The sequence below is a fragment of the Chryseobacterium electrogenes genome, from assembly GCF_053553015.1.
Genome location: NZ_JBNPPB010000002.1, coordinates 253,800 through 266,382 on the forward strand (window position 1 = coordinate 253,800; position 12,583 = coordinate 266,382).

Below are 12,583 nucleotides of genomic sequence, written 5' to 3' on the forward strand. Positions count from 1 at the left end.
CCCAATGACTTTTTCAAAGTAGGAAATACATGACAAAAAAAATAGCTTCCTAATTATAGGAAGCTATTTTATAATATTTGATTGAAGATTATCTTGCGATGTTTACCGCTCTTGTTTCTCTAATCACAGTAATTCTTACTTGTCCTGGATAGGTTAATTCATTTTGAATTTTCTCAGAAATATCATAAGATAATTGGTGAGCTACTTCATCATTAACTTTACCACTTTCTACCATCACACGTAGTTCTCTACCAGCTTGGATTGCGTAAGCGCTAGATACACCATCAAAGCTTAATGCAGCTGCTTCTAGATCCTTTAGACGTTGGATATAAGATTCTAAAACCTGACGTCTTGCACCTGGTCTAGCTCCAGAAATAGCATCTGCAACTTGGATAATAGGTGATAGGAGAGAAGTCATCTCTATCTCGTCGTGGTGAGCACCAATGGCATTGATAACCTCTGGATTTTCGCCATATTTCTCAGCCCATTGCATCCCAAGAAGTGCGTGAGGCAATTCTGATTCTTGCTCAGGAACTTTACCGATATCGTGTAATAGACCAGCACGTTTTGCAAGTTTTACATTTAATCCTAATTCTGCTGCCATAGTTGCCGCAATATTAGCAACCTCTCTAGAGTGTTGTAGTAAGTTTTGACCATAAGAAGAACGGAATTTCATACGTCCAACAATTTTAACCAATTCTGGGTGCAGTCCGTGGATGCCTAGGTCGATAATTGTTCTCTTACCAACTTCGATAATTTCTTCTTCGATTTGTTTTTGAGTTTTAAGAACAACTTCTTCAATTCTTGCAGGGTGAATTCTGCCATCTGTTACCAATCTGTGTAGGGATAATCTTGCAATCTCTCTACGTACAGGATCGAAACAAGATAATAGGATAGCTTCTGGCGTGTCATCTACAATGATTTCTACACCTGTTGCAGCTTCTAGAGCACGGATGTTACGACCTTCACGCCCAATGATACGCCCTTTGATCTCATCAGATTCGATATTAAATACAGAAACTGAATTTTCTATCGCCTGTTCTGTACCAATACGTTGGATAGTCTGGATAACAATCTTACGCGCTTCGCTTTTGGCATTAAGCTGTGCTTCTTCCATAATGGTTTGCACGTGAGCTTGCGCTTTGGTTTTAGCTTCTGCACGCATAGACTCTACCAATTCGTTTTTAGCTTCTTCTGCAGAGTAGTTAGATATTTTCTCTAACATCTCTATTTTTTGTGCTGTTGCAGTGTCTAATTCTTGTTGTTTTCTAGTTACAATTTCGTTTTTCTTATTGTAATCTGCGACTTGCTTTTCTAGATCTTTTTCTAGTTTTCCGGCTTTAGAAAGTTCGTCGTTAAGTTTGTTTTCTTTATCTTTCGTTCTTTTCTCAGCATCTTGCATTTTCTTTTCACGATTTTGGATATTGGCATCATGTTCTGATTTCAATTCTAAAAATCGTTCTTTAGCTTGTAGTTGCTTTTCTTTTTTAATAGTTTCAGCTTGTGTAGTTGCTTTTTCTATGATGGATTCGGCACTTTTTTTAGCATCTTCTAGGATAAAAGTTCCTTTAGAATTAAGTGAGCTTTTAGAATAGAGTATTCCTACTATCGCACCAATAATAAGGCAAGCTAGGCCGACAATAATTAAAGTTGTCATATATATAGAGTTTGTTTTTAAAATTTTACATAAAAAAAACCTACAACAGTCCAGTTATAGAGTAAACTCCATAAAAACACGATTTGAACTGTTTTTCATCCTCTGTAATCTGCGCAAGGCAGCACGCCATCAAATGAACTTTCGTCCGGTAATTTTTAAATTGTTGAGTTTACTTCTTTGTGTTAGAACTATTGTAGGCAGACGTTATAGGAAGTTATTAATCTTCCATCTTTTCTAATAACCGATTGATATTTTCTAGTCGGTCGTTAGCGTTTTTAATATTTTTTTCGTTGTTTGATAAGGCTACTTCGGCATTGGTTCCTAATTTTAAAGCACACATCGCGATAGCATCTTGCTTATCTCTGACGTCAAAATTGGCTTCAAAATCTTTAATCATGTTATCAATCTGTTTCCCTACTTTACGTAAGGTTTCTTCTTCTGCAGCGGGTACATTAAGTGGATAGGTTCTTCCTGCAATATTAATTGTAATCCTTCTGGTATCCATAATAATTATAAACCGCTATTTTGTAATTCAGCAATGCAAAAATCTATTTCTTTTACTAATCTATTGATATGATTTTTCATCAATCTATTATGATCTGCATTGCCAGATATTGCTGAATAAAGTTTTAATTCTTTTTGTTCTTCTGCTAATACTCGATTTTTTTTGCGCTCATCATTGTAATCTTCTTTCATTTGCTCTAATTCTTTAGAAAGATCTTCATACTTTTCCAACAAATCTTGATGTGCTTTATGCATCTTCTGAATTCTCTTTTCAAGCTGGGAAAAATTATTCTCTAATTGTGTAAGCATTTCGAGTTGTTATATTCTAACTAGTAGCAAAAATAACAAAAAATACTTTGCAATGACAAGTAATTTTAATATTTATTTAAGGTTTGTGAAATATCTTGTTGGACTTTAGTGATGATTTTTAATTTTAAATATTGTTTTTTAATATTATTGGTAATTGTACTGCTTATAAAAAGTTAAAATTTATTTCATTTCTACTGATTAGTAAGGTTGAAAATTATATTAATGGTTAATTTTATTTGATATAATGGTACTTTTCTATGCTCAATTTAATTATAAATCTCTCAGATGATTTTCGGTATATTGCTCGTCATGGCATCAACTTAAAAAGCCTTATCAAGATGAGAATTCTTAATAAGGCTTTATTATTTTTATCTTAATATTTCTAGAAAGGATAGTTGAATGCGAAGTTAAAAGTTGGCTTAAGAGGTTGGATTTTATCAACGACCCAACGTTCTCCTTTTGGTCTGTTAGGGTTGTACATTTTGTAGGCTAGATCTAGTCTTAGCTTGATATATGCAACATTCATCCTGATACCAAATCCACTACCAACGCCCATCTGGCTTATAAATTTGTCAAATTTGAATTGGTCACCAAAGCCATTATCCTTAAGTCCCCAAGTGTTACCCGCATCGGTAAATAAAGCTCCTTCGAACATATCATTGAATGGAAAACGGTATTCTACACTGGTTGTCAATTTGATATTATCCATTGCGTAAGATCTTACTCTTTCGTCTAGTTGAGAGTCTGACGGTCCTAATCCACCGAAAGCCAACCAAGCTCTGATATCATTGGATCCTCCATTAAAGTAAGATCTGATAAATGGCATATTGTCAGAGTTACCATAAGGAATACCAATCCCAATAAATTGTCTTATTGCTAATGTCTGAGGATTAACACGATCCTTAAAGAAGGTAAAGTATTTTCTAAAATCAAAGTCAAGTTTTACAAATTGAGAATATGGTATTTTGAAAATAGTTTTGGTATCACCAGAGACAACGCCATCTTGCATTTGTCTGTTGGCAAAAAGACTTAATAAATTACCTGCCAGCTCAAATTTTCCATTAAAGAAAAAAGGATTAACACGGTCTTTATGCCCTATTTCGTTGTAAGTGAAATTATAAATTAATGAATTAATTAATACATCTTGCGTCTGTCTGTCTTTATTGGTCAACGATTGTCGGAAACTATTGAAGTTATCTGCCTCGGAGGTTGTAAGACTATTTTGGAAAGTTTGGTCACCGATAATTATTCTAGATACATCGTCAATTTTTAAATTATTATTGGCAAATTGTTGCTGGATATCGGGGTGATCCATAAAATAATGATCGAAAATTTCTCTTCTAATCTGATCGTCACCAGGAAATAATTCGTAGTATTTATCTTTATTTTGAGTAAAACTGAACTGCGTATTAAACAAAGTTAATTTATGAGATACAATATCGTTAACGTTAGCATAATAGGTTAATCCAGTGTTAAAGTTAATCCTACCTAATCCAATATTATTCTGTACAGAAACACCAAGGTTGATACTAGAAGTGGGAGAGTAGCGCTTAGGGACAACTTTCCAGTATTTTCCAAAAGGAACCCAAAGTCGTGGAATTTGTAGGGCACTTTGCGCAGATAATTCGTAGGCATTAAAAATTGCATTTTCCTTGATTGGATCTTTAGTGGTACCAATTACACCAGAAAAACTGATGTTAAAGTTTTCTGCTTTTTTAAAGATATTTCTTGTTGTTAATTCTAAAGATGGAGAGAAACCGAAATTTAATATTTCTGAATAATGAATATCAGTAGCTACTTTGAAATCGTATTTTGAAAGTGGTTTCAAGACATATAACGCATCGATAATACTATCGTTTTGTTTTTTAGTTCCTGCATCCCGAAAGTCTTCTTTAGCAATTAATAAGCTGAAGTTATTCATGGCAAGAATATTACGCCTTGTTACATCAAAGTCTCTTTGATCGTATCTATTGCCTGGTCCATAGATGATTGGCAGCCATAAGGCTTGAGATTTATAAATAGAGTCGTACTTGCCTTTTTTCTTATAGATATTAATGCCTCTAATGCTATCATTTACTACATTTCCTTGTTCGAAATCTTCAATTTTGTCTACTACAGCAATTTGGATTTTTCCAATTTTAGGCACTACATAAGGAGAGTCCAAAGAATCCTTGTGGATATCCATTGATAAAGGCACATTTTTTCTATTGGTTAAAGTATCTGCTGTAAAAAATATTTCTTCGTTAGAATTATTAAACTTGAAATAGCCTTCTTTGCGCATTAAATCTGTAATTCTTTTAACCTCCTGTTCTAGAATAGATTGATCTAGAGTTTGATTTTTCTTAACAAGACTTTTGTTAATATCTCTCTCGTAGATTCTTCTAATATTGGGATCAGGGATGTTGTAATAGTAATTATCAATTTTAGATGGGTCTTTATGGAGAATATTGTAGGTTACGCTTGCTTTTTTTGCAGCCGAATCTTTTTTTGCATTGTAATCTACTTCGGCATCCCAATAGCCTCTATATATAAGAGCATTTTTAATATTTTTTGCACTAGACTGCGTTTTGGCATCACTAAAGATGGATGGCTTTTCTCCGATGTTATAGAAGAAGCGATTCCAAAAAAGATTTCGACCTTCATATTCTGGGTGTCCATACTTTACAAAAAGAGAATCTCGTAATTTTTGGTTACGCATTTCGTTAGGAAAAGTCATGTATTCTGTTAGGATACTATCATATTTAGGATTAGCAGCATTGTAGGCTAATAATCCAAATGGAATAAGCAAGAAGGATTTTTTATTAGGTTTCTGGCTCGCATAAGTAGGGATTTTATCAGTTAAGATTTTTCCGTCTTTATAGTTGAAGTTGTTTTTGGTTAGGAGAAATTCTCCATCCGGGACCTTTTTTGTAGTACTGCAAGCGTACAAGATCGTTGCAAATATTGCAGATGACCAAATAATGTAATACTTTTGACGATATTTCTGAAAATGCTTACGGCTCATAAAATTAAAATAATACAATCTTTAGATAAAAAGAAGTTTAGACAAAAATACAATTTGTTTTTAGTAGAAAGCAATAAAATTATACAAGAACTGTCTAATGCTAACGTTAAAGTTTTAGATATTTATAGTAAAGACCCTTCACTTTTATCTTTTAATGATGTTGCTATAACTGAAATTTCTGATCAAGATCTAAAAAAAATTAGCTTTCTACAGCATCCTAAAGATTCTGTGGCTTTGTGCCAATTGCAGGATAGTGTTGTTGCTAATATGGATGGTATACAGTTAATTTTAGATGGTATACAAGATCCTGGCAATCTGGGGACTATTATTAGGTTGGCAGATTGGTTTGGGATACAACAAATTGTGTGTAGTGAAGATACTGTTGATGTTTTTAACCCTAAAGTAATCCAAGCTTCTATGGGCTCTTTTCTGAGAGTTAATGTGGTGTACACATCATTGGTGCCTTATCTTGAGAGTTATCCACATCCTATTTTGGGGACTGATATGCAAGGCGAAAATATTTATAAAAAAGATTTTCCGAGTCAGTTTTCTTTGGTTTTGGGCAATGAAGGAAATGGGATGAGAGAAGAGGTAGAACGATGTCTGACGGAGGTAGTTTCTATTCCGAGATTTGGGCAAAATAAAGCCACAGAAAGTCTTAATGTTTCTATGGCTACGGGTATCATTCTTGGTCAGATTTTCTCTGAAAAATAAATTTATATCAATTTTTTTAGGCTAGAAGTCGTCTTGTCATGTTGGTAATCTTCTAATTTTTCTCTAACATATTTTAATGCTATTGGTGCAATATAAATTAAAGCAAGACCGATGATTTTCTTTTTCCAACTGGCATTGTTAAGGTTTTTTTGAGCATAATTCCCAACCATTGTTACGGCACCTAGACGTACAGCAGTCTCTAGTAATCCAGAGTCTACGGTGTCATTAGCTAATCCCAAAATGCTTTTAGGAGATGTTTTTTCTCGTATACCTTCGGAAACTTGACGCATTATGCCTTGGGTGTTAATACTCAAGTGTTTTTCGCCTTCTTCGTCTTCCGTCTCTTTTAAAAATTTGTCCGTTATGCCACCTGTTAAGATGCTTAGGCTTTCTTTTTTGTCTTTAAAAGTCAGCAGATCTTCTATTTCTTCAATCTCAGAATGAAGCATTTTTTTCTTTGCTCTTAGTTCATCTAAATTGTTGTATGACATAATTTACTGCTTTAAGAAATTAATAACGTTATCTGCGACGGATCTTATGATTTTTTTTCTGAATATGATAGCGATTAAAAATAATAATAGGTAGAATCCAGAAACGGTAAGAAAACCATAGGATGTATTTTGTAAGGCTTCACCAATAAGATAAGCGATACCAAAGTTGAAAAGGATTATGAAAAAGGTGAAAATAGTCACCAATGTTGCAATAAAAGTAATGATACCAGCAGATAAAGACGATTTCTCAGTGAGTTCTAGTCTAATAAGGGATATTCTTTTATTAGCATATTCTTTTAATAGTTCTACCATAGTATGGATTTTGATAAAGATACAAAAATTTATAAAAAAAGGAACTTATTATTTAAGTTCCTTTTTTTGTAGACTATGAAAGCTTATTTCATACCGTCTAGTTCTGTCTCAACGTCTTTTACAACATCTGTTGCTTTAGATACAATTTGATCTTTATATTTGTCATAACCTTCTTTTACAGAAGATGCAACAGTGTTAGCTGTATCTTTTACTTGTGCAGAAATATTTTGATATTTATCCTTCACTTGTTCTGATACGTTTTGATATTGTTCTTTAACTTTTTCAGAAGTTTTGTGATATTGATCGTTAGCTTGGTCTGCTAGATCATTAGCTTTAGATTTAATTTTTTTACGTGTATTTTTCCCTTCTTCTGGTGCATATAATACTCCTAAGACTACTCCTACTGCTGCTCCTGCTAATAGACCTGCTAATATACCTGCTGTGTTGTTTTTTTTAGACATGATGTAAATTTTTTTATTGATTAGTTTAATTTGATATGGTTAAAATAGTTTGCAACAAGCATACCAAAAGAATTTTACTTTTCTTAAAGTTTGTTAAATCATTTGATATAAGACAAAATAAGATCAATTGTTTCTTCCTTTGTAAGATTGGTGTTATCTATTAATATGGCATCATCTGCTTGTTTTAGGGGAGATATTTGCCTTTCTGAGTCTATCTTGTCGCGCTCTAAAAGATTGGCTTTTACAGTATTTATATCAATGTTTTCTCCGGATCCTAATAGTTCTAGATGTCTTCTTTTTGCGCGCTCTTCTGGACTAGCTGTTAGGAAAAATTTATAATCTGCATCAGGAAAAACCGCCGTCCCAATATCTCTGCCATCCATAATAACACTCCCTTTTTGGGCAATATTTCTTTGGGTAGCTAATAAGAATTGTCTTACTTCTGCTTGTTTCGCAATTAGACTAACGTTCTCAGAAACTTGAGGGAATCTTATTTCTTTATTAATATTTTTACCATTGAGGACTAACGTGAGTTCATCATCAATACTTTCGAAAACCAGATCTATTTTTGGTATATCATTAATGACTTTAGAAATATCTATTTTACCTTTAGAGTCAAGGCAATTTTGTAAAGCATAGTAAGTAATGCCACGATAAAGTGCGCCAGTATCCATATGGATAATACCTAGTTTTTTTGCGATAACTTTTGATATGGAACTTTTACCTGTTGAGGAAAATCCATCCATTGCAATAATCAGCCTTTTTGTCATGATCTTAATTGTTATTACAAAATTAAGCATAATAAAAAGTTTTTCGCTATTGGATAGAAAAAGTTTTTTTAATAAGAATTATACAAAGCTTTGCTTATCGTCGTCCGCCACCAAGTTCTATAAGATCCATTGTGATGCCTAGCATATTAACATTAGAAGCGCTATGGTATCTGATGTGAGAATAATCAAACCTGAAATAAGATATTTTTAGCCCAAATCCTGCAGATAGTCCAGAGAAACTCCTTTGGTCTAAAATAGCCATTTCGTTACCTCTTTTGACATTGTACCCAAATCTTAGATTAAAGGATTGCTCCGGAAATAACTCTACGCCTAAGGATAAGTGGTCTAGTGCCTTTCTCCCAAAGCCTACTTCTTGCCCATTGATATCTTCATTTTGTGAAATATTGAATTTCTGTAAATCATGAGCCGTTATGGTTAATGCTACGGGAAAGCTGTCCATTATTTTGGTGTAACCAAGATCTAACCGAAAAGGTAAATTTTCTCTTAAACCATTAAAAGATTTTATCTGATAACCAAAATTCCTAGCAACTAAAGAAAGTGTCTCTTTAGATTTTTCGTTATAATAGGTGACACCCGCAGAGGCTGATATAGCAGACGATGTATAGCTGTCAATTTTAGAACTTACAAAGTTAAGATTACCGCCAATGGTCCAATTATCCTCAAATTGATAAGCGTAACCTGCTCCAATAGAAGCATCTATTGCATTAAAATCTCCAGAGGTAATACCTGCCTCATCTGTCCTGGGTATTTTCCCATAATCCATATATTTTGCATTAATGGATATAAGGTGGCCGAATTCTAGATCTCGAACGTAATTAATCGTTCCAATATTGGATCCCGCAAGATAAGAGGCGTAATTTACAGAAAGCATATCATCCATCTCTAAGTTCATCAATGCAGGATTGGTAGCTGTAAAACTGACATCATAATCTCTTACAGAGACAGCATCGCCTAATACAGCTTGCCTCGGGGAAACCGGGATATTGAGAAATGGATATACGTTGGTCCCGTCTTGCGCAAACGAAATCAAACTGCTAAGTATAAAAGAAAAAGCATAAATTTTCTTCAAGGTCATAATCTATATGATGCAAAAATAGTTTTTTTTAAAATTTAACAAAATATTTAGATGTTAAACTTATTTCTTCATAACGTAATTCTCATGCTTTCCTTATATTTGCACAATCGAAATTTAAAATAAAAATAATAAAAAATGAAATATAATAGAATCCTTCTTAAATTAAGCGGTGAAGCATTGATGGGAAACCGTCAATATGGTATCGATAACGATCGTCTTAAGGAATATGCAGAAGAAATAAAAAAAGTGGTTGACCTTGGTTGTCAAGTTGCGATTGTTATTGGAGGAGGAAATATTTTCAGAGGATTAGCAGGTGCTGCAAAAGGGATGGATCGTGTACAAGGCGATTATATGGGGATGTTAGCAACGGTTATTAATGGTATGGCATTGCAAGGTGCCTTAGAAGATGCTGGCGTTATGACAAGATTGCAATCTGCTATTGAGATGGATAAAGTTGCAGAACCGTTCATCAAAAGAAAAGCAGTAAGACATCTTGAGAAAGGACGTGTTGTGATTTTTGGTGCTGGGACAGGTAATCCATATTTCACAACAGATACTGCAGCAACATTGCGCGCCATAGAGATTGATGCTGATGTTATTCTTAAAGGGACTAGAGTAGATGGTATCTACGATAGTGACCCAGAGAAAAATGCTGATGCAGTTAAATTTAATAGCTTATCTTTCGAAGAGGTTTTTGAAAAAAATCTTAAAGTAATGGATATGACAGCTTTCACATTAAGCCACGAGAACAAATTGCCAATTATCGTTTTTGATATGAATAAAGATGGTAATCTAGAAAGACTTATTGCTGGAGAAAATATCGGTACACTCGTTAACGTGTAATCGAGAACTGATAAAAGCTAAATTGTTTATCATAATCTCATCACTTATTAAAAAATGTGTCAATTATCAAATTTTAAATATACAATGGAAGAATTAGAACTCATTGTAGCATCAGTACAACAAGAGATGGATGCTGCAATAAAGCATTTAGAACATACTTTTGTTAAAATTAGAGCAGGACGTGCTTCTACAACTATGGTTCAGGATGTTATGGTAGAATATTATGGTGCACCAACACCTCTTAGTCAAGTAGCTAACGTTTCTGTACCAGATGCCATGACTTTGTCTATCCAACCTTGGGATCGTACGGCTATTGGAGCAATAGAGAAAGCGATTATTAATTCTAACCTTGGTTTTGCACCATCTAATAATGGAGATACAATTATTCTTAATGTACCGCCATTAACAGAGGAGCGTCGTAGAGATCTTGCTAAGCAAGCAAAAGGAGAAACAGACCAAAGTAAAATTGTAGTTCGTAATGCCCGCCAAGAAGGTATGAAAGAACTTAAAAGATTAGACGGAGTATCAGAAGATCTAGTAAAAGGTGTAGAAAAAGACATCCAAGATTTGACCGATTCTTACGTGAAAAAGACAGATGATCTTTATAAAATCAAAGAAGCAGAGATTTTAAAAGTTTAATGTTATATAAAAGATTTAGATAATTTCTAAATCTTTTTTTTATTGTTTTTTTTAGACTTTGTAATCGCTTTTTTTGGAAAGCTAATCATCTATTATGTTTTTGTTATAAGACTTATTTTATTAATGCATTTAATTCAATAGTATACCTTAGAGATTAATTTTTCTAGGCAATATATTTTGTTGTTTATTGAATATTAATATTATATTTGCTGGAATTTAATTTTCTAATAACATGAGAGATAAATTCTTAACCTGGGGGTTAATACTTATTGTTTTTACAACCGTTATTTCAGTCTTAATAAAGGCTCATTATTGGATTCCTATTACCTTGGGAGTAATTTACATTATAGGTCTTTATAATGCTTTCCAAACCAAACATGCTATACTTAGAAATTTTCCTGTACTAGGTTATTTCCGTTATATTTTTGAAGAAATTTCTCCAGAAATGCAACAGTATTTTATCGAAAGAGAAACAGATGGTAAGCCTTTTCCTAGGAACCAAAGATCTGCAGTATATCGCCGTGCAAAAAACATTAGTGATACTGTTGCTTTTGGGACTCAATTAGAAGTTAATCATAGAAAATATGAAGGGATAAAACATTCTATTTATGCTAAAACACCTTCGCATGAATTGCCAAGAACAACAATTGGTGGTCCAGATTGTTTACAACCATATAACGCATCATTATTCAATATCTCTGCGATGTCTTTTGGGGCATTAAGTGATAGAGCTCATATATCTTTAAATAAAGGAGCCAAGAAAGGTAGCTTTTACCATAATACAGGAGAAGGAGGCATCTCTCCTTATCATTTACAAGGTGGTGATCTATGCTGGCAGATTGGTACAGGTTATTTCGGGTGTCGTGATGACGAAGGGAATTTTAATCCTGAGTTGTTTCAAAAATATGCGACGATGGATAATGTGAAAATGATCGAAATCAAGTTGTCTCAAGGCGCTAAGCCAGGACATGGCGGCGTGCTGCCGGGTGTTAAAAATACACCAGAGATTGCAGCGATTAGACACGTAAAACCAGGGATTACAGTATTGTCACCTCCGGGACACAATTCTTTTAACGATGCTGCTGGTCTTTTAAGGTTTGTAAAACAACTAAGGGATTTATCAGGTGGTAAGCCTGTCGGCTTTAAGCTTTGTGTTGGAGACACTAAAGAATTCGAAGATATCTGTGCTCAGATGAATGTTCTTAGGATTTATCCAGATTTTGTTACAGTAGATGGGGCAGAAGGAGGTACAGGAGCAGCGCCACCAGAGTTTTCGGATGGTGTTGGGATGCCATTAGAGCCTGCATTAATTTTTGTCAATACAACGCTTAATACTTTTAATGTTAGAGATAAGGTTAAAATTATAGCTTCAGGTAAAGTTTTAACGGCTTTAGATATTTTGAGAGCTGTAGCAATGGGTGCAGATGCATGTAACAATGCAAGAGGATTTATGTTTGCTTTAGGCTGTATCCAAGCGCTAAGATGTAATACTAATGGTTGTCCTACAGGGGTTGCAACGCAAGATAAAATGTTAATTAAAGGATTAGATGTTACTGATAAAGCAGAACGTGTCTATCATTTTCATAAAAATACACTTCATACTTGTAATGAGTTAATGGCAGCAGCAGGAAGGACATCTTATGATCAAGTTGATGCGACAATGTTTATGAGAGGTGATGAGTTTGAGCATCTAGCGGACACTTATTTCCCAGATATTTTATCTAATGTAAGAAGAAAATAATCGTTTTAATATTGAAACCTGAAGCTCCGACTTCAGGTTTTT

Annotated in this window: 13 protein-coding genes; 4 read left to right on the forward strand and 9 right to left on the reverse strand. The window is 33.9% G+C overall.

Annotation, left to right across the window (positions count from 1 at the left end; genetic code table 11):
• Positions 1-88: 88 nt before the first annotated feature.
• The 4 genes from rny to tamL all read right to left on the reverse strand — a co-directional run bounded on the left by rny (position 89) and on the right by tamL (position 5,474).
• Positions 89-1,657: a ribonuclease Y gene (gene rny, locus ACQQ6V_RS01175; RefSeq protein ID WP_448843767.1), complete on the reverse strand. Its 1,569-nt coding sequence runs from the start codon at positions 1,655-1,657 to the stop codon at positions 89-91.
• A 217-nt stretch (positions 1,658-1,874) separates the two neighbouring features.
• Complete coding sequence (locus ACQQ6V_RS01180; RefSeq protein ID WP_448843768.1) at positions 1,875-2,162, reverse strand: cell division protein ZapA; 288 nt, start codon at positions 2,160-2,162, stop codon at positions 1,875-1,877.
• 5 nt (positions 2,163-2,167) lie between these two features.
• Complete coding sequence (locus tag ACQQ6V_RS01185) at positions 2,168-2,470, reverse strand: hypothetical protein (protein WP_448843769.1); 303 nt, start codon at positions 2,468-2,470, stop codon at positions 2,168-2,170.
• A gap of 382 nt (positions 2,471-2,852) precedes the next feature.
• Positions 2,853-5,474: a translocation and assembly module lipoprotein TamL gene (gene tamL, locus ACQQ6V_RS01190; protein WP_448843770.1), complete on the reverse strand. Its 2,622-nt coding sequence runs from the start codon at positions 5,472-5,474 to the stop codon at positions 2,853-2,855.
• On the opposite strand from tamL, the gene ACQQ6V_RS01195 reads away from it, so the two are divergent.
• Positions 5,460-6,188 (forward strand): RNA methyltransferase, encoded by a 729-nt coding sequence (locus tag ACQQ6V_RS01195; RefSeq protein WP_448843771.1) that lies wholly within the window; start codon positions 5,460-5,462, stop codon positions 6,186-6,188. The two genes, tamL and ACQQ6V_RS01195, sit on opposite strands and share 15 nt — an antisense overlap.
• Positions 6,189-6,190: 2 nt before the next feature.
• On the opposite strand, the gene ACQQ6V_RS01200 is transcribed toward ACQQ6V_RS01195, so the two are convergent.
• From ACQQ6V_RS01200 to porQ, 5 genes are all read right to left on the reverse strand, one after another.
• The gene (locus tag ACQQ6V_RS01200) at positions 6,191-6,679 is read right to left on the reverse strand and encodes a phosphoribosyl-ATP pyrophosphatase (protein WP_448843772.1); all 489 of its coding nucleotides are present in this window, start codon (positions 6,677-6,679) and stop codon (positions 6,191-6,193) included.
• Positions 6,680-6,682: 3 nt separating this feature from the next.
• Complete coding sequence (locus tag ACQQ6V_RS01205) at positions 6,683-6,991, reverse strand: phage holin family protein (RefSeq protein WP_448843773.1); 309 nt, start codon at positions 6,989-6,991, stop codon at positions 6,683-6,685.
• Between the two features lie 83 nt (positions 6,992-7,074).
• Complete coding sequence (locus ACQQ6V_RS01210; protein ID WP_448843774.1) at positions 7,075-7,452, reverse strand: YtxH domain-containing protein; 378 nt, start codon at positions 7,450-7,452, stop codon at positions 7,075-7,077.
• 98 nt (positions 7,453-7,550) lie between these two features.
• The gene (gene cmk / locus ACQQ6V_RS01215; RefSeq protein ID WP_448843775.1) at positions 7,551-8,222 is read right to left on the reverse strand and encodes a (d)CMP kinase; all 672 of its coding nucleotides are present in this window, start codon (positions 8,220-8,222) and stop codon (positions 7,551-7,553) included.
• Between the two features lie 94 nt (positions 8,223-8,316).
• A complete protein-coding gene (porQ, locus tag ACQQ6V_RS01220) occupies positions 8,317-9,318 on the reverse strand; it encodes a type IX secretion system protein PorQ (protein WP_448843776.1) in 1,002 nt (333 codons plus the stop codon).
• Between the two features lie 135 nt (positions 9,319-9,453).
• Here porQ and pyrH point away from each other — a divergent pair, with 135 nt between their 5' ends.
• The 3 genes from pyrH to ACQQ6V_RS01235 all read left to right on the forward strand — a co-directional run bounded on the left by pyrH (position 9,454) and on the right by ACQQ6V_RS01235 (position 12,541).
• Positions 9,454-10,161 carry a UMP kinase gene (gene pyrH / locus ACQQ6V_RS01225; protein ID WP_448843777.1) on the forward strand — a complete coding sequence of 236 codons (708 nt, stop codon included), beginning with the start codon at positions 9,454-9,456 and terminating at the stop codon, positions 10,159-10,161.
• A gap of 84 nt (positions 10,162-10,245) precedes the next feature.
• The gene (gene frr, locus ACQQ6V_RS01230; protein ID WP_448843778.1) at positions 10,246-10,800 is read left to right on the forward strand and encodes a ribosome recycling factor; all 555 of its coding nucleotides are present in this window, start codon (positions 10,246-10,248) and stop codon (positions 10,798-10,800) included.
• 232 nt (positions 10,801-11,032) lie between these two features.
• Positions 11,033-12,541 (forward strand): FMN-binding glutamate synthase family protein, encoded by a 1,509-nt coding sequence (locus ACQQ6V_RS01235; RefSeq protein ID WP_448843779.1) that lies wholly within the window; start codon positions 11,033-11,035, stop codon positions 12,539-12,541.
• The last annotated feature ends 42 nt before the right edge of the window (positions 12,542-12,583 follow it).